The sequence below is a fragment of the Haloterrigena alkaliphila genome (assembly GCF_017352155.2).
Taxonomy (GTDB): Archaea; Halobacteriota; Halobacteria; order Halobacteriales; family Natrialbaceae; genus Haloterrigena; species Haloterrigena alkaliphila.
Window position 1 is genome coordinate 158,326 of the sequence record NZ_CP084319.1, and the last position, 17,501, is coordinate 175,826.

Consider the following 17,501-nt stretch of genomic DNA (forward strand, 5'->3'; position numbering starts at 1 on the left):
GCACTCTTCATGAGAACGTATGAATCGTGGATTCAGTCGTCTTTAACTACTAGATCCGCCTTGTACTCCGAAAGTTCGATCGACTCGAGGTCGGCCGGGCGTGGATCGATTCGCACCTTCAATCGAGAGCGGACCATCGAGATCGCATCGTCGACGATTTTGTCCGTATCGCGATTACTGTCCGGATCAACGACGACGCGAAGCGGAATTGGTTCCTCGAAGTGCACTTTGTCGGCATCGGGAACGACGACCTGTGCATGGGGCAGAAGCCCATCGACATCGGAGACGACGTCACGAAGCGCCGACGGGAAGACGTTCATCCCCTTGTAGATGAGCATATCATCCGTCCGTCCGATGCACTGGATCTTTGGGGAGGTCCGCCCGCAGGGACATTCTGTCCCAGTCACGCGGACGACGTCACCAGATCGGAATCGCAATAGCGGCGTCGCCTCCCGCTGCAAGGGCGTGTAGACGAGTTCGCCTTCAGTACCCTCTTCAAACGGAGTAACTTTCCCCGTCTCGGGATCGATCAGTTCGACGTGCACGTGTCCCTGTCCGTGATAGTGCATTCCATCTTCTTGATCACATTCGGCCCAGAGACAGGCGATGACGTCTCCCAGTCCCATGATCTCTCGAACCGTCGTCGCGTTCCACTCTTCGGCGAGTTCTCGGCGGATCTCCGGATTCGCGATTCCGGGTCCGCCGCCGCCGATGAGTTTCGTGAGCGGGAGTTCGTCAACGTCGTGACCGAGCAGTTCCGGTGCGTTCTCCGAGAGATATCGGAGGTGAGAGGTCGTAGTAAAGAGCACGTCGCCCGAGAGGTCCGTGATCGCGGAGAGGAGTCGATCAGTGGTGCCGCCGCCTGCAGGGACGACGTTGCAACCCAGTTCAGTGAGTCCCTCGAAATACGGCGTTCCACCTGGAACCATTGTCTGTCCAACGCCGAAGATCACGGTATCTTCCGGACGTATACCGGCGGTGTAGAAACAGCGCTGAAGCACCTCGTTCCACTTCCGCCGGTCGGCGTCCGTCAGCCCGAAGTACGTCGGCTTACCAGTCGTTCCGGAGGAAGAAATGGTCCGGTTGAGAGCCTCAGTCGGCGCTGCCTGATGGTCTCCGAGCGGCCGCTCGGCATCGGTGTCCTCTTGACACGCGCGCTCGTCGTCCTTCGTCGTGAACGGAACGTCTCGTAACGCCTCGAGGGAGTCGATATCCGCCGGATCGATCTCCCACTCGTTGAACCGATCCCGATAGAAGCCTGACTCCGTCGCGAGGTACTCGATTTGTTCCGCGAGGAGGTCCTCGTGCAGCCGTTTGATCTCGGTCCACGGTCTGGTCTCTATCGAAGCATATGCGTCGCCCATAGCATCTCTCCATATTACGAGAGATATGATAAATTCAGGGTGTGCTGAAATGGTCGTGTTGAGTTTGTAGCATTGTGCCAGACGGCGAAGGCTTGGAGCCACGATTCAGCTGTTGACGGTTGTGCGTGACTGAAACAGTTTGAGAACGAAGAAGTACGTCGTTTTATCTCACTGAAGACACGTTCAGCAGCGTTCCTATTTTTCATATCGAAATCGGAGCCTCGATTGACGGAGTACAGTTTAGAGATATTTTGCTCCATCGACGAGAAACACGGCATCATCGAGATCATGTTTCTCAGTGAGTTCCTGCAGGAACCGTTCTGTCAACGCGGTCGTAGTCGTTGACTACAGCCTCATATGGAGAATATTGTTCGTTTCTGGATCGACAGCAGTGTACAGCCAATAACGATATTCGTTGAGTTGAATCACTGTCTCGTCGAGCGCGACGTGATTCGGCTTCTCGTCATCCGTTGGCTGTAGATTGCACTTGTGAATCCAATCGTGGACGGCCTTTCGACTCCGTTCGATACCGGACCTCTCTAATTCCCGAACTATATTAGAAGGTGAGAGGTTGGTTAAATTCCGCTATCATTCCTCATAGTTGCCCAGCGGAGCCGATTGATGGGTGCCTCTAGAACAGGGCTGAAGTGTGACTCCCGTTTTACGAATAGGTACAATAAGTACAATAGGTGAAATAGAGCCAATAGGTGAAATAGGCCTAATTTGTATCTATCCCACAATTCTATCCGCGAGTCGGAGGTAGGAGCACATCTCAAAAACCATCTGTTGATGGTCAGTATAGCTGTCGTCTCTGCTTTTCGACGACCAGATAGTTCATTTCGCACAGGGGGTGTGGCATGTCGCCCTTTCCACAACCTATTGATTAGACCGCTCGCTAGTGATTGGTCGAAGAGCCTATTATCGCTGAGTAGATTCGCTATTGCCATCGTTTCCCGTCAACTATGTATCGTATGCGGCGTTGTCATCAGTCTCACAGTGACGGTCACGTGAGATCCATACAACTACGTTCGAACGGCCGATAGACGGACACTGCAATGCCAAGAAGTGACAAACACGTCTTTCGCCGACCAGATGGAGAGACGCTCGAGTCGCTCGCGGCGGACATTGGACTCTCTCTAACGCCTAACGAACGCGACGACTATGAGACCCTAGTCTCCGGTGCGATCGACGGCTTGGCCGGGATTGAACAGGGACCGTCGTTCGATCCGGGCCTCGAACCGGTGACTCTCGACGGCAGGGAGCGGGGATACCGGCCGACTGTGGACGAGGATCCGCTGAACGCCTGGATCACGAAAGGTGAGGTCCGCGGCGAGACGGACGGACCGCTGTCGGACGTCACCGTCGGCGTCAAGGACTCGATCGCCGTCGCCGGGTACGAGATGACGGCCGGATCCAGAGTGCTCGAGGGGTTCGTTCCCCGGATCGACGCGTCCGTGGTCTCCCGCCTCCTCGAAGACGGTGCGACGATCGCTGGCAAGCTTAACATGGAGAGTTTCGCCTGGTCGGGTCGCGGTGATATCTCTGATTTCGGCCCGGTAGAGAACCCGCATGGGGAGAACCGGCTTCCCGGAGGCTCGTCCAGTGGATCGGCCGCGGCTCCCGCAAACGACGAGTGTGACGTCGCACTCGGAACCGATCAGGCCGGCTCGGTCCGCATTCCGAGCTCCTGGTGTGGACTCGTCGGACTGAAACCCACTCACGGACTCGTTCCCTATACGGGTACGCTACCGCTCGAAGTGAGTCTCGATCACATCGGCCCGATGGCCCCGACCGTCGATCTCGTCGCCACTGCGCTCGATGCGATCGCCGGCGTCGACGTCGTTGACGGGATCCAGTTAGACCAGCGCCAGCCACGATCCCTCGAGACTGACTCGTACGCTGACTCCGTCGACGACAACATCGAATCCCTCTCAATTGCGGTCCTCGAGGAGGGATTCGGCTGGGAATTCTCTGAATCCGAAGTCGACGACGCTGTTCGGGATACCGCAGCGACGTTCGAGGACCTCGGTGTCTCCTGTGAGACAGTTTCGGTGCCGATCCATCGACGAGGAGTGAGCGCATGGGCGGCCATCGCCTCACAGGGTGGACGGCGTCTCCTCCGAGAGGGCGGCGTCGGAACCAACCACACCGGCTGGACGTGGACTCGTCTTGCCAGAGCGCTCAAGTCGGCGCTCGACGCTCGGACAGACGAACTGCCACCGACGGTCAAACGGTCGCTCCTCGCAGGCGAGTTTCTGGCGGATACGTACGGTGTCGAACCGTACGCGAAAGGGCGCAACGTCGCAATGGCTGCGCGACAGATGTATGACGAGATCCTGGCGGAGCACGATGCTCTCCTCCTGCCGACGACGGCAACGCGTGCCTTCGAAGGGCCGGCGGCCTTCGATCGAGTCGACGCACTCGAGCGGGAGATACAGACGATCGTCAACACCTGTCCCTTCAACCTCACCGGCCATCCAGCCGTGTCGGTGCCGTGTGCGAAGCCGGACGGACTCCCGGTGGGTGCGATGCTCGTCGGCTCTCGGTTCGACGAGACGACGCTTCTGGCGCTAGCCGGAGCGTACGAACGTGCCACGGAGTGGGAGGATCAACCGTAGCCGTCTGATTGCAGATCGACTATTGAGAGAGTCCGCTCGTCGATCCAACTATATATCGTTCCTACGTATCTACGTCGGGAAGTGTGAACGAGAACGCCAACCCCTCTCCAGGCTCGGAATCCACCCAGATCTCGCCGCCATGGCGTTCGATGATCCGCTCACAGAGTACGAGTCCGATGCCGGTTCCTTCGTACTCTTCGCGACTGTGCAGTCGGTCGAAGATGTCAAAGATCCGCTCTCGCTCGTCGTTGTCGATTCCAATTCCGTTGTCCTGTACTGAGATCACCCACATATCCCTGTCTCGCTCTGCCGTTACCTGAATTCGCGGGGGTGTGTCCCCCGAGTACTTGATTGCGTTGCTCAAGAGGTTCTGAACGAGCTGTTGTAGTTGATTGCTGTCGCCCGCTCACCGCGCTCGAGTCCTTGACGGATAAACGGGACAACGGCTGCGAACTGGTCCGCCTGCGACTCGTAGATCAGCGCGAAGTGATCATTGCAGAAGTCCCCGTCCATCGGTTCGACGGGCCCGCAGAAGTGCGGACTCGACTGGAGGGCCTGAAGGGGGCTATCGAGGCTTAGGACGTCGCCTGCGGCGGGGTGGTTGGTCTTACTCACGAGGATCAGTATCAGAGAGAGCGGATCTGTAGGTATACGTTCCTTGGTCGTAATATGGTTGAATTTCACGAACTATCTGTGCAATCGGCGAGAGAACTTACTATGTGACAAAACCCAATTATAGACCAGTAACAACACAGGCAACCGATATCGCTATCCAAACCTTAGCAGGCTGTATACTGCCCTGTGACATTATGAGAACCAACTCTCAGAATGTGGGAGTCTGTCCGATAGCCGAATAGTCGCTCCACTACTACACAAATATACGTTTACGACTCGATGTGGGTCTAGCCTATTCCAGATTGAGAGATGTCCTCCTCGAACCAATACTCGATTTATGCTGTAACCATGTCCTGCTTTCACTATCTGTCAACCAATGAATGAGCTATGTTTCCAACTCGACTCAACAGACGACCCCTTCTCAAAGGGGTCGCAGGGGTCGTTGCCGCGATCAGCGCCATCGGCACTGCGGGTGGCCAACAATCGGCGGAACACAGTCGGGTTCGCCCGCCAGACCCGTCGCTAACCGTTCAGCCCGGCACGTCTCTAATATTCGAGGTGACTCCAGTGTCCACGGGCGACCGCTATCAGTATCCAGAATGGTTCGTCGATGGGGAATCCACAGGGCTATCGATGGGGCCATGGTATAGTGCCTATCTCGAACATCAGAACGTACAAGTCTGGCAGCATGAAATCGAATCGGACTGCGAAGTGACGGCCGTTGTCGACCCCGAAGGAGGGAACCGCCGCACAACGTCATGGAACATTGCGACAAGTTCGGATGGAATCGCCCCACCCGCCGTCACTGATGCCCGGCCCTCCCCTGAAAATAGACGTCGACTCGAGGATGGCCAGACCTTCGAGTGTACACTTGACGTCCACGATCCCGATGGCAACCTCGACCGCGTCATTTGGTGGGCCCGCGCGGTGGACTATGTGATGGAGGTCACCTCGATCAGCGGCACCCACGCAACCGCCAGTATTTCGCCCAGCACCGAAGATATCGTCCAAGAAGGCGTGACCGCACTGGTCGTTACCGAAAACGGTGCGATCGCCGACGGCCCGATCTGGGAATTCGAACCCGTTCGACAGGACGCGTCGTTTACCGTCTCGAACGTGGACACCAACTCTCCGATCCCCGGCGGGGCAACACTAGATGTGACCGCCACAATCCAAAACGAGGGCGGCGTGACCGGGACGACCAACGTCGACCTCATCGTCGGACACGATCCGGAACGCGCCGATACGACATCGGTCGACCTCTACGCGGGCGAATCGACCGCCGTCCAACTCGAATTCGAAGCCGGACAGCCTGCGGGCGGTCGTGAAGAATTCCCGGGCCGAATCGAAACAGCCGATGACACCGCCGAATTCCAGATCGTCGTCGACGACAGTAGCGGCGGGTCGGACCCCGCTGAATTCCGTGTCATGGGCCTGCAGACGAACTCTCCCGTGGGTGGCGGCGAAACACTCGAAGTCACTCCCACAATCCAAAACATCGGTGACGAAACCGGTCGCACGGACATTGAACTCGTTGTCGGCCACTCTCCATCCACCGAGGACAGCACGATGTTGACCCTCGACCCGGGAGAATCAGCGACCCCGACATTAACATTCCAAGCCGGACAGCCCGCGGGTGGGCGCGAAGAGTTCCCCGTCGTCATCGATACTGGGGCGGACACGGCAACGCGAACGGTTGTCGTTGAAAATGATGAACCACGCCCGGCTACGTTTAACGTCATGGGGATGTCGACAAACTCCCCCGTCGGCCCCGGTGGCACGCTACAGGTGAACACAACGATCCAAAACGTTGGCGACGAAACCGGCCGCACTGATATCGAACTCGTTGTCGGGCACTCCCCATCCATCGAGGACAGTACGATGTTGACGCTTGATCCCGATGAATCTGCCTCGCTCACACTCACGTTCCAAGCTGGACAGCCCACAGGCGGTCGGGAGGAGTTCCCTGTCGTAATCGATACTGGTGCTGACACGGCGTCGGAATCCGTTGTGGTGGCGGACTGACGCCCGCTCTGGCCACGCCGTTCTATCGCAACTCAGTATTCCGTTAGCGATCGTTCGAGCGAAGATCCTCGATGAGCCGGAAGCCGTTCACGAACGTCACCGAGTCATCGTACCCTTCACTGGCCAGAACGGTTTCAGCCCCCTCGCCGGCCGCGGTATCCGTCGTGTAGATGTACACCTCGGTCGCCGTACCCGTACTGAGGTGCTGGGCAGCTAGCGCTGCGAGCGCGGCGTCGGCTCGCTCGACCTCGTCCGCAGGGCGGTCGTCGGCGTTTGCGATGTACCGCTGGACGCCATCCATCGCCCGCGAGACGATGGGCTCTGAAAACTCGAGCGGCGCTGCGACCGTCACCCACCCTTCGTCGATCGCGGCGTCGACGGGCGGTGGCTCGACGTCGGGGTCGTCGACGGTTAACTCCTCGTATACCCGCTCTGGCAGGACGAATGTGATGTCGTTCCGGCGGGCGAATCGACGAACTGCCTGGTACCGGTTGTTCGATGGCTGTCCTATTGCGACGAACAGGCCGGTGTCAGCGATGTGGAACGCGCTCACGCGTCGTCAGCAGCGCCGTCGATGTCCAACTCGTCGAGCGACGCCCCTGATTCGTCGATGTCGTAGTGCTCATGGACGACGGGGCGGAGCGCCTGAAGGATCATCTCTGCAGCCAGTGGTGAGATATCTAGATCCTCGGCCATCAGGCGGTGAGTCACCTCGCCACGTTCACGAGCGACAGCGTAGGTAAGTGCCGTCGCGAGGCCCGCGACGCCGTGGCGGTCGATGTAGGTGTCGATGTCGCCGTTCGTCTCGCGACGCCCGACTGCGTCGATCAGCGCCGGCGTGATCGTGTACTCCCGGTTGCCTGCGGCCGTCGTCACAGTCAGGTCGATCTCGCGGGCGGCGTATCGCCGGGGCTGCTCGTCGTGAGTGACCTCGAGGACGCCAGCGTCGACAAGCCGATTGACGTAGCTGTAGGCTGTGCCCTGGGCGAGCTCGAGTTCGTCCATCAGTTCCTGGACGGTGGCGCCGGGCTCACGAGCGAGATACGCGTACAGCCGGGCCAGCTGAGGCTCCTCCAGCAGGTCCGCGACCGAGAGGAAGTCACGGACGATGTCGCCGTCGGCGCGGTTTGAGGTGCGGGACACGGTTCGTTCCTAATTACATTTTACAGTGAAACAGTAAAGAGTGTTTGGGTCACTCCGCTGGCGCCACGACGATGTGTTCCTCGAGGTTGCGTCCAGTGGGTGACTGGCTCGGGCTATAGCGGTCACAGAACTGGAGCGGGCCTTCAGGCTTGCCCGGTTCAAAGCAACCACGGGCAAAGCGCTACGACAGATGTCGCCGAACCGCCGCCGCAGCGTCGCAGACACACTCCTCAGCTGTCTCGATCACGTGCTCATTGAGCAGCGACGTCAGAACACGTTGAGTACAGAGGCGACCCGAGGTCGCATTGTTTCCGGCACCGAGCCACGTTGACGCCCCGCAGACGTAGAGATCTCTGACAAGTGTGCCGTACCTCGACCAGTTGGAGGACGGCCGCCACGAGAAATTCTATCGGAGGTGGTGACTCCCGGCGACACTATCGCCGCCGACGAGGTTCGGGTTGAGTGGAGCGGGGATGTTCGAGCGAATTTCGAGCACCCATGAACCGTAAACTCCCAACGCAGCCTCAACGGAGAGGTGGGATTCCACGGTGTTCACGCCGTGGAGGATGTCAATACCGTCCGCTGCCAACTGCTATTCGTACGCTTGCTTGACGCGTTCGAACCGCCTCGCACATACATCCACTCGTTACTCCTCGGACGAGGTCGTAATCTCCTCGAGGACGGTATCGGTCAGTACGACGTCGCCGTATTTCGCGTCGATATCGAAGAGATTCGCCCTATGCGGGCCTTCCGCTCTGTCGCCCACGGCGTCGGCCGGAACGATCGTTCGATAGCCGTGCTGGAGGCTGTCAACTGCCGTCGCACGGACGCAGCCGCTGGTAGTAACACCGACGAGTACGAGGGTATCGACGCGATTAGTTGTCAGCTCTGACTGGAGGTCGGTCCCGAAGAAGGCGCTGGCGTACTTCTTCAGGATGACCCGTTCGTCGGCGATCGGTTCGATGCGCTCGTCCACTTCAACGCGGTCAGTACCGAGTCGGAGTTCCTTGAGCGCAGGCACTTTTTCCACGAACATCCCCGCGTCGCCGTACGAATCCTCGAACGCGACGGTGGTGAAGTATCGGGGCAGGTTGTGTTCTCGGAACGCCTCGAGAAGCCGCTCCGTCTGCTCGAGGACGTCGTCGACGTCGGCCCCGAGGTTCGAACTCGGGTCGGTGAAGGCGTTGATGAGGTCTATAACGAGCAGCGCCGGTCGTTCCCCCATACCGACGCTCTCGCCGAACTCCAGGTCGTCGTAGCGGTCCTCCGTGTCGTCGATCCAATTCATAGCATGATAGGTGCGGTAGACGATCGATCGTCAGTCGTGGCGATCCTCGAACTCGCGGCGCTCGTCGGCAATCTGGTCAGCGAGTTCCTCGTCGTCCGGGAGCGGCCCGTAATCGAACTCCGCGGGCTCACCACGGGTCTCGCGGCGGTTCTCACGAATTTCTTCGGTCGCGGCCTCGTCGACGGTGCCGTCTTCGAGGACGACGCCGTACTCCTCGCGGGCGGCATCGGCCGAGATGAGCCCCTGCCGGACCTCTTCAGCGACGAGTTCCGGGTCGCGTTCGAGGGGGTCGCCCAGTCCGCCGCCGCCGGCGGTCCGGAAGACGAGCTTGTCGCCGGCCGAGACGGCGACGTTCTCGACCTTGGAAGGGAGTTCCTCCTCGGTGCCGTCCGTACGGATGAGCTTCTTCTCGCTGGTCTGGGCGTGTTTCCCGCCGTCGACGCCCCACGGGTAGGTGTGTGCCCGGTCGTCCTGAAACGTGATCGCGCCGTCTTCCTCGAAGGTGTAGACCTTCGTGATTCCGTGGCCGCCGCGGAATTGTCCGGCGCCGCCAGTATCGGTTCGCGTACTGTACTCGTCGATGGTAAGCGGATAGTAGGCCTCCTGATACTCGGCAGGGACAGTCCGGAACAGCGGCCACCAGGAGTGGCCGTCGAGGCCGTCACCGCCCGGTCGGGCGGGGATGCCGCCGTAGAGGATCTCGAGCATCTGGAAGTCGTTGCCCTCGGAGTCAGTACCGGCGTAGACCAAGTTTGGCGAGGTGCCGTAGCTGCCGGCGACGCTGAAGTCGTCGATGAGCTTCGAGAACGTCGCCTGCAGAACGTCGAACTGTCGGGCCATCAGGGGCAGCCGGTTACCCAGGGCGGCCGGGAACTCCGGCTGAACGACGGTCCCTTCGGGCAGGTTGACCTCGAAGAGGTCGTAGTACCCGTCGTTGAACGTCAGCAGCGGGTCGAAGGCCATGATGAGGAAGACCCCGGTGAACATCTTGAACATCTTCTCGTTCAGGAGGAAGTTCACCGTGCCGGGGACCTGATCGTCGGTCCCCTCCCAGTCGAGGTGGACGGTGTCGCCCTCGCGGTAGATCTCGAGGTGGAGCTTGATGGGGCCGTTGCCCATCCCGTCGTCGTCGACGTAGTCCTCGAAGGTGTAGCGTTCGCCCTCGGGAACGAACTCGCGGATGAGGTCGATCATCCCGTCGCGAGTGCGGTCGAGAATGGCGTCACAGCCCTCGAGGTAGGTCTCCTTCCCGAACCGCTCACAGAGTTCCTGGACGCGGGATTCGGCGACGGCCGTGCCGGCTGCGAGCGCCTTGATGTCCGCCTCGGCGTGTTCGGGGAGCCGCGTGTTGTGCGCGAACGTCTCGAGGAGTTCGCTGTCGAACTCGCCGCCCTTGTAGAGTTTGACCGGCGGGAGTCGCATCCCCTCTTCGAAGATGGTCGCCGCCTGGACGGGCATGCTGCCGGGGGTCTTCCCCCCGACGTCCATCAGGTTGCCCCACTGGCTGCCGAAGCCGACGAGGTCGCCCTCGTAGAAGATCGGCCGAAGCAACAGCATGTCCGGCGTGTGCGAGACCGCGCCGGCACACATGTAGGGATCGTTGGTCGCGATGACGTCGCCCTCGTTCAGTTCGTCCCAGCCGAAGGGAGCGTTCTCGATGATCGTGTCGATGGCGCTGCCGAACTGGCCCATGACCATCCGTCCCTGCGGGTCGGCGATCAGCGGGAACTGATCGGACTGTTCCCTGATGACCGGGCTGATCGCCGTCGTCTCGAGGACGCGGTCCATTTCGTGGCGCGTGTTCGAGAGCGTGTTCTCGATGATGTCGAGGGTCGTCGCGTCGATGTCGTGATCCCCGACGAAATCGGGGGTAGCGTCGGCTGTGTGCTGGCTCATTGTGAATCGCCTCGCGTTATCTCGAGGTTCGCGTACCGATCGACCGTGGCCGTGTGATCGGGCTGGACGACGACCGTCGAGTCGTCGTCGGTGACGATCGCCGGGCCGGCGATGGCGTTGCCTGGACGCAACAGCGTTCGGTCGTAGATCGGCGTCTCGTGGTAGCTGTCGTCGAAGAAGACCTCCTGCGTGCCGACCTCGGCCTCGCTCGGATCCTCTCCGCCGACCTCGCGCTCCTCGAGCGTGACGCCCTGGATCGTGCCCTTACCGATGACGCGGAGGTTCGCGATCTCCAGCGGGGCGTCGAGCGAGAAGCCGAAGCGCTGCTCGTGGCGCGCCTCGAAGTCGTCTTTGATCTCCGCAATTCCCTCGTCGGTCCGGAGGTTCGAAACATCGATCGGGATCGACATCTGGACGTCCTGACGGTAGTACCGGCAGTCGGCGTAGTACTCGAAGGCGTGGTTCTCCTCGCCCACGCCCTCGGAGACGAGCCAGTCGGTCGCCTCCTGCTTCAGTTCCTGATACGCGTCGTACACCGCTGCCCCGTCGACGTCCTGGTCCGTCTTCAGGTACGTCTCGGAGAACTCGTTTTGGACGTCGCTAGTCAGGAAGCCGAAGGCGCTCATGACTCCCGGTCCCGGTGGGACGATCAGCGGGTAGGCGTCCATCACGTCCGCCAGCGCGTTGGCGTGCATCGGACCGGCACCGCCGAAGGCGACGAGTCCGAAGTCCCGCGGGTCGTAGCCGCGCTCGACGGAGACGACCCGAAGCGCACCGTACATGTTCTCGTTGACGATATCGAGGATCGCCTGTGCGGCCTCCTCGACGGAACTGTCGCGCTCGTCCGCGACCGTTTGAATCGCGTCTCGAGCCGCGTCGCGGTCGAGGTCCATCGTCCCGCCGAGCTGGACGTTCGACGGAATCCGCCCGAGAACGACGTTCGCGTCGGTTACGGTAGGCTCCTCACCACCCTGCCCGTAACAGGCCGGTCCCGGATCCGCACCGGCGCTCTCGGGTCCGACCTGAAGCGATCCCGACAACTGGACGCGAGCGATGGAGCCACCGCCAGCACCGACCGTGTTCACGTCGACAGCTCGGGACTTGAACTCCCGATAACCGACTTTCGTCTGCCGCGTCGTCTCGGGCTTGCCGTCCTCGACCAGCGAGACGTCCGTCGAGGTGCCGCCCATGTCCAGGGTGAGCACGTCGGGAACGCCCTTCTTTTCGGCGATGGTCGCCGCGCCGACGACGCCGCCGGACGGCCCCGATAGGGCGAGTTCCACCGGCCGGTGTTTCGCGGCGTCGGAACTCATCAGTCCGCCGTCCGAGCGTACGACGTTCATTTTCGCGGTCGAGCCGGCGTCCTCGAGCGAGTCGTCGAGATCCTCGAGGTAGTCGATGACCTGCGGCCGGGCGTAGTCGTTAATGACCGTCGTCAGCGTCCGCTCGTACTCGCCGTACTCCGGAACGATCTCTGCGGAGATCGATACCGGAAGGTCTGGACACTCGTCCTGAATGATGTCCCGGACCTCTCGCTCGTGAGTCGGGTTCAGATACGAGTTCAGGAGAGCGACGGTCAGCGACTCGACGCCCGAATCGGCGAGTTCCCGGACCGCCGCTCGGACCTCGGCCTCGTCGATCGGCTCCTGTTCGGCCCCCTCCGGCGAACCGATCCGGCCGCTGACGCTCCGCGTGTCTACGAGGTCCGCCAGCGGCGCCGGCTTCTCCATGTCCATCCAGCCGTAGAGCGGACCCGGCGTCCACGCACGTGCCAAGTGTAAGATGTCCTCGTGACCCTCGCTGGTGATCAGTCCCACTCGGGACCCCGTCTCCTCGAGCAACATGTTCGTCACTACTGTCGTTCCGTGGAACAGCAGGTTCAGGTCGCTGACGGTCGTTCCGGCCTTTTCGACGGCCTCTTCGACCCCGTCGATGACCCCCTCCGACGGGTTCGACGGTGTCGAGAGTACCTTGTCGGTCGTGAGTTCGTGGGTGTCCTCGTCGAAGACGATGACGTCGGTGAACGTCCCACCCACGTCCACTCCTAGGTTGTGTGGCATATGGTATCGTACGGGTACCATGACCGGAGCAGTTCGAGTAAGCGTTCTCCCAACCAGTGGTGGTCATTTATATACCGGTCGCTCGCAGTTCGGTCAGACCCCATCGGTGACTCGTTCCGTCGCCGTCGACCTCGGTTTCTCTAAACGACGGTCTCGTTGCGCTGGTCAAGCGCTCGAACGAATCGAAATATACTCTAACGCGTTTTAGCGGCGGGGTCTCACGAACACGTATGCGTGCGGACTCGAGTCCGCATTCGGCTGGCTCGAGTCGACTACTACCGATGGAGTATATAAACAGCCAACACTGGGTGGAACAACTGTCTTTCGTCGCGGGGCTGTGGGTCAGGGAAATGACGGCACGAGAACGAACCGGTCCCCTCGACGGGCTCCGGGTCATCGACATGTCCGGGATGATAAGCGGCGCCTTCGCGACGACGATGATGGGCGATTTCGGCGCCGACGTCGTCATGGTCGAACATCCCGAGACCGGTGACCCGATCCGCGAGTGGCCCCAGAAGACCGAGGAGGGCGAATCGCTGGCCTGGAAGTCACTGGGCCGCAACAAGCGGTGTATCACGCTCGATCTCGGTTCCGAACGCGGACGCGAGATCGCCCTCCTGTTGATCGAGGACGCCGACGTCGTCTTCGAGAACTTCCGTCCGGGAACGATGGAGCGGTGGGGACTCGGTCCCGACGACGTCCACGCGGTCAACGAGGAGGCGATCATGGTCCGGCTCTCGGGCTACGGCCAGACGGGCCCGAAGTCCCAGAAACCTGGATTCGGAACCATCGCGGAAGGCATCTCCGGGTGGGCTCACGCGAACGGCTTCCCCGACAGCGAACCGTTATTGCCCCCGATCAGCCTCGCGGACTTGACGGCAGCCCAGTTCGCGATGCAGGCCACCATGATGGCAATCTTCGAGCGTGACGTCGGCCGCGGCGGGAGCGGCGAGGGACAGGTGATCGACGTCTCTCTCATCGAACCGCTCTGGCGGCTGTTCTTCGGCGAAGTCGAGGCCTATGATCGGATGGGACACGTCCGCGAACGGACCGGCAACCAGCACCCGAGTACCGCCCCGCGGAACATCTACGAGACCGCCGACGGCTACATGACGATGTCCGCGTCGAATCAGAAGATCTTCGAACGCGTCGCCGAAGCCATCGACAAGCCCGAACTCATCGAAGACCCTCGCTTCGAGGACAACGAATCCCGCGTCGACAACAACGAACCCCTCAACGCGGCGATCGAGGAGTGGACGAAACAGCGGACGACCGAAGAGGCAACCGAAATCCTCGAGGCCCACGACGCCATTGTCGGCCCGGTCTACGATATGGCCGATATCTTCGCGGACGAGCAGTTCCAAGCGCGTGATAGCATCATCGAGGTCGAGGATCCGGATATCGGATCGATCAAGACCTTCGCACCCATCCCGAAGTTCTCTCGAACGCCCGGCGAGGTGGAGTTCCTCGGACCCGGACACGGCGAACACAACGCGGACGTCTATCAGGGCGAACTCGGAATGACCGACGAAGAGTACGCGGAACTGGAGGAGGAGGGGATCATATAGATGCAGCTTACTGACGTGACACTCCGAGAGGGCGATCAGATGCCGGGACGTGAGTACACCGCCGATCAGAAGATCGACAGCGTCCGGGCGCTCGACGACCTCGGCGTACCGTTCATCCAACCCGCCTTCCCCGCGACGGGCGAGAAGGATCAGACTGTCGTCTCTGAACTGAGCGGGACGACCGACGCGAAGATCGTGGCACTGGCCCGCGCCCTCGAGCGGGATATCGATGCGGCGGTCGACGCAGGCGCTGATGTCGTCGAGACGTTCGTCTCGGTTTCCGACAGACACCTCGAACATCTCCTCAGCGCCTCCCGGGAGGAGATGCTAACGATGCTGACCGAAGCGGTCGATTACATCGACGAACGGGGTGCCACGCCCCACGTCACGCTCGCAGACGCCTTCCGGACGGATCACGAGGACCTTGTCGAGGTATTCGAAACGATCCCCAAAGTCCCGTTCGTCACCCTCGCGGACTCCGTCGGCGCCCGGACGCCGGCGACCGTTAGATCGTCGCTCGATCGACTCGCCGATGACGTGGCCCTCTCCCGTGTCGGCGTTCACTTCCACGACGACATGGGCTGTGGGACGGCAAACGTTCTGGCGGCGTATCACGCCGGCGTCGCAAAGGCCGACGTGAGCGTCGCCTCTTTGGGCGAACGAGCGGGGAACAGTTCACTTGAGGAGGTCGTCGTCGCCAGCGCCGTCGATCTCGGGGACGACCTCGGCATCGAGACGGACGAACTCGTCCCCGCCTGCCGAGACTTACTCGACACGTTAAACGAGGAGTATGGCGACCGGAAGGCAATCCTCGGCGAGGCGATCTCGGAACACGAATCGGGAATCCACACCGCAGCGATGCTGAGCGATCCCGCGACACTCGAGCCGTTCGACCCCGCGGCGTTCGGTGGTGAACGACGGCTCGTGTTCGGAAAACCGACCGGGAACGACGGCGCGCGCAAACTCCTCAAACGCGCCGGTCTCGAACCCGACGACGAGATGGTATCGTCGTTCAAAGCGACGCTGGCCGAACGCGGCCCACTGGAACTAGACGAGGCCCTCGCTCTCGCGAGCCGAGAGTTCGGTGATTGAGTCCGATCGATCCTCGACTCGAGCCTCCATTGGTGGGTGGTACTTAGGCAAGTATTATGCGATGGGAGCAAGTACCACACGGTACGATCAGGTAGATGTTCCAAGCTGAGATTCACCTTCAACAGGAGAAGTCCTGCGTACTCAGCGACTTCGCGGAGTACTTCGACACGTCGTTCGACGTCGACATCGAGGAACTTCACGACCACCGCGTAACCTTTACCATTCGGATGGAGGAGCCTTGCGAGGAGTACATCGAGTTCTTCGAGGACGCCGAACAGGTCGACCACATCGAACGGCTCGACGAAGCAAACTACCTGATCACGAAGACGTCATGTGGGGCGTACTCCGCCGTCGACCGAAACCACGGCGTCCTTCGACGGCAGAGCCATGTCTTCGCGGACCGTCGCGTTTATACCGTTCTCTTCTTCCGCCGTGAGGATCTTCGGGCCATGATTGACGATTTCAATCAGATCGGCACCGTCACGCTCGGCAAGCTCACCGAATTCGAAGAGTCGAAATCGATGCTCACCGACCGTCAGCTCGAGGTCGTTACCTGTGCGCTCGAGGAGGGGTATTTCGAGTGGCCGCGGGGGATTAGTAGCGAAGAACTCGCCGACGAGTTGGGAATCAACCGAACGACGGCGCTCGAACATCTCCGGAAGGCCCAGTCAAAGCTCTTGACGAGCGCCATCAAGGAGAATAACCACCTGAAGGGGCACGGTGAACCGTAGGCGGCGGGCGGACACAAAATGATGCAATTTGGCAACTTGAAGAGAGATAGCATGTGATAGTCCCTTCTAAAAAATAACTCGGCAACCTCTGAGGCAATCTCCGCTGCATCGACAGCGTGAAAATCCAAATGTATACCGCTACAGCCACTACTACTAGTACAGCCAGCTACCGAACAAATAGCGCCTACAGAAACACACGAGATAAACGACCTTCTATTCATGACAAGAAACTATCTATAACGGTTAAATTATTTGTGTATAAACCGGGTGATTCCATAATGGTTCTCTTGGTCTAACTACACCCCGAATAGAGCAAAGAGTAGGCGTATTAGTCAATCATCATCGTCGTCCGAGAACCGTACTCGCTTCGCTCGCGTGCAGACCGGTGTTGGATTCATCCTCTCTACCGAACAATTTGAGTAGCGGCTATATGCGTCTCTACGCCGATGATAAATTGGTAGACAGAAACCTCGAGTACCCCTACCGCTGTCCACCGTCCTATTTGGCGAATCAATAGTGGGTAGAATCGGTTTTGTGGTCATTCATACTGCGTGGTAGGTGAGATTCTCTCTGGTGAACGCGAGAAACGATTTGCTATGTGCGTATGAGCAACGATGCATCTATTCATCTTGACGATGCGCTCACCGAATTCGAGGTCAATAACAATAGTTGATAACACGGCTCCTTTATTCAGGGGTTAATTTGGGAGAAACCAGCGACATGATTTCCCATGAGAACTGCGCTGGGTTTTGTGCTTGGAACGTATGTGGTTCGTATGTATATCCGGCGTCACCAGCGCGTTCCTGAAAATTCCTCCACCCATCGACATGCTCTTGTTCATGGTGGTGCCATCCGAAATCGGTCTCCTCATCGCTGTAATGAAACTCGAACTCAGGGCGTGCGTCCGGTGTCTCTCCCGCAAACCAGTGAACAGTCAGTGTTGCATTCTCACGTTCGATCTCCCATCGCTCTACCGCTAGGTCTGCCCGTAGTTCTGCGAACCCCTGTACGGCAGTAACTATTGGATGCCGTTCAAGCTCTTGCTGGATTGCACGAAGTGCTCGATGAGACGCTTCAGATGAATTGTATGAGTCAGCCATT

At 60.0% G+C, this 17,501-nt stretch carries 13 protein-coding genes and 2 pseudogenes; 5 read left to right on the forward strand and 10 right to left on the reverse strand.

The annotated features are described in order from the left end of the window. Positions 1-32: 32 nt before the first annotated feature. The gene (locus tag J0X25_RS38300; RefSeq protein WP_226777015.1) at positions 33-1,364 is read right to left on the reverse strand and encodes a phenylacetate--CoA ligase family protein; all 1,332 of its coding nucleotides are present in this window, start codon (positions 1,362-1,364) and stop codon (positions 33-35) included. 14 nt (positions 1,365-1,378) lie between these two features. After that, a pseudogene (locus J0X25_RS38305) lies at positions 1,379-1,946 on the reverse strand (IS6 family transposase); the annotation flags it as partial. A gap of 473 nt (positions 1,947-2,419) precedes the next feature. On the opposite strand from J0X25_RS38305, the gene J0X25_RS38310 reads away from it, so the two are divergent. Next, the gene (locus tag J0X25_RS38310; protein WP_226777016.1) at positions 2,420-3,982 is read left to right on the forward strand and encodes an amidase; all 1,563 of its coding nucleotides are present in this window, start codon (positions 2,420-2,422) and stop codon (positions 3,980-3,982) included. 61 nt (positions 3,983-4,043) lie between these two features. Here J0X25_RS38310 and J0X25_RS38315 read toward each other — a convergent pair. Then, positions 4,044-4,385, reverse strand: a pseudogene (locus tag J0X25_RS38315) (sensor histidine kinase); the annotation flags it as partial. Beyond that, the gene (locus J0X25_RS39930) at positions 4,343-4,495 is read right to left on the reverse strand and encodes an MEDS domain-containing protein (RefSeq protein WP_226777304.1); all 153 of its coding nucleotides are present in this window, start codon (positions 4,493-4,495) and stop codon (positions 4,343-4,345) included. The pseudogene J0X25_RS38315 and the gene J0X25_RS39930, both read right to left, overlap by 43 nt. Positions 4,496-5,164: 669 nt before the next feature. Between J0X25_RS39930 and J0X25_RS38325 the strand changes: the two genes are divergently transcribed. Further along, positions 5,165-6,622, forward strand: a complete 1,458-nt coding sequence (locus J0X25_RS38325; protein WP_226777017.1) for a COG1361 family protein — start codon at positions 5,165-5,167, stop codon at positions 6,620-6,622. Between the two features lie 43 nt (positions 6,623-6,665). On the opposite strand, the gene J0X25_RS38330 is transcribed toward J0X25_RS38325, so the two are convergent. The 5 genes from J0X25_RS38330 to J0X25_RS38350 form a co-directional block, all read right to left on the reverse strand. Beyond that, complete coding sequence (locus J0X25_RS38330) at positions 6,666-7,175, reverse strand: PIN domain-containing protein (protein ID WP_226777018.1); 510 nt, start codon at positions 7,173-7,175, stop codon at positions 6,666-6,668. Then, positions 7,172-7,765, reverse strand: a complete 594-nt coding sequence (locus J0X25_RS38335) for a DUF7437 domain-containing protein (RefSeq protein ID WP_226777019.1) — start codon at positions 7,763-7,765, stop codon at positions 7,172-7,174. Before J0X25_RS38335 ends, J0X25_RS38330 begins: the two co-directional genes overlap by 4 nt. A 646-nt stretch (positions 7,766-8,411) precedes the next feature. Next, positions 8,412-9,053, reverse strand: coding sequence for an isochorismatase family protein (locus tag J0X25_RS38340; RefSeq protein WP_226777020.1), 642 nt, complete (start codon positions 9,051-9,053; stop codon positions 8,412-8,414). A gap of 30 nt (positions 9,054-9,083) precedes the next feature. After that, complete coding sequence (locus tag J0X25_RS38345) at positions 9,084-10,949, reverse strand: hydantoinase B/oxoprolinase family protein (protein WP_226777021.1); 1,866 nt, start codon at positions 10,947-10,949, stop codon at positions 9,084-9,086. Continuing rightward, positions 10,946-13,009, reverse strand: a complete 2,064-nt coding sequence (locus J0X25_RS38350) for a hydantoinase/oxoprolinase family protein (protein ID WP_226777022.1) — start codon at positions 13,007-13,009, stop codon at positions 10,946-10,948. The genes J0X25_RS38345 and J0X25_RS38350 overlap by 4 nt, the downstream gene beginning before the upstream one ends. Before the next feature lie 350 nt (positions 13,010-13,359). Here J0X25_RS38350 and J0X25_RS38355 point away from each other — a divergent pair, with 350 nt between their 5' ends. From J0X25_RS38355 to J0X25_RS38365, 3 genes are all read left to right on the forward strand, one after another. After that, the gene (locus J0X25_RS38355) at positions 13,360-14,577 is read left to right on the forward strand and encodes a CaiB/BaiF CoA transferase family protein (RefSeq protein WP_226777023.1); all 1,218 of its coding nucleotides are present in this window, start codon (positions 13,360-13,362) and stop codon (positions 14,575-14,577) included. Continuing rightward, the gene (locus J0X25_RS38360) at positions 14,578-15,669 is read left to right on the forward strand and encodes a LeuA family protein (protein ID WP_226777024.1); all 1,092 of its coding nucleotides are present in this window, start codon (positions 14,578-14,580) and stop codon (positions 15,667-15,669) included. A gap of 95 nt (positions 15,670-15,764) precedes the next feature. Further along, on the forward strand, positions 15,765-16,400 hold the full coding sequence (locus J0X25_RS38365; RefSeq protein ID WP_226777025.1) for a helix-turn-helix domain-containing protein: 636 nt from the start codon (positions 15,765-15,767) through the stop codon (positions 16,398-16,400). A gap of 686 nt (positions 16,401-17,086) precedes the next feature. On the opposite strand, the gene J0X25_RS38370 is transcribed toward J0X25_RS38365, so the two are convergent. Then, positions 17,087-17,500, reverse strand: a complete 414-nt coding sequence (locus tag J0X25_RS38370) for a hypothetical protein (protein ID WP_226777026.1) — start codon at positions 17,498-17,500, stop codon at positions 17,087-17,089. Position 17,501: the final 1 nt, after the last annotated feature.

Excerpts from the sequence above, each read along its gene's own strand:
- J0X25_RS38355 (WP_226777023.1), top strand. The coding sequence starts at position 13,360 with ATGACGGCACGAGAACGAACCGGTCCCCTCGACGGGCTCCGGGTCATC.
- J0X25_RS38370 (WP_226777026.1), bottom strand. The coding sequence starts at position 17,500 with ATGGCTGACTCATACAATTCATCTGAAGCGTCTCATCGAGCACTTCGT.
- J0X25_RS38340 (WP_226777020.1), bottom strand. The coding sequence starts at position 9,053 with ATGAATTGGATCGACGACACGGAGGACCGCTACGACGACCTGGAGTTC.
- J0X25_RS38310 (WP_226777016.1), top strand. The coding sequence starts at position 2,420 with ATGCCAAGAAGTGACAAACACGTCTTTCGCCGACCAGATGGAGAGACG.
- J0X25_RS38300 (WP_226777015.1), bottom strand. The coding sequence starts at position 1,364 with ATGGGCGACGCATATGCTTCGATAGAGACCAGACCGTGGACCGAGATC.
- J0X25_RS39930 (WP_226777304.1), bottom strand. The coding sequence starts at position 4,495 with ATGGACGGGGACTTCTGCAATGATCACTTCGCGCTGATCTACGAGTCG.
- J0X25_RS38360 (WP_226777024.1), top strand. The coding sequence starts at position 14,578 with ATGCAGCTTACTGACGTGACACTCCGAGAGGGCGATCAGATGCCGGGA.
- J0X25_RS38350 (WP_226777022.1), bottom strand. The coding sequence starts at position 13,009 with ATGCCACACAACCTAGGAGTGGACGTGGGTGGGACGTTCACCGACGTC.
- J0X25_RS38365 (WP_226777025.1), top strand. The coding sequence starts at position 15,765 with ATGTTCCAAGCTGAGATTCACCTTCAACAGGAGAAGTCCTGCGTACTC.
- J0X25_RS38345 (WP_226777021.1), bottom strand. The coding sequence starts at position 10,949 with ATGAGCCAGCACACAGCCGACGCTACCCCCGATTTCGTCGGGGATCAC.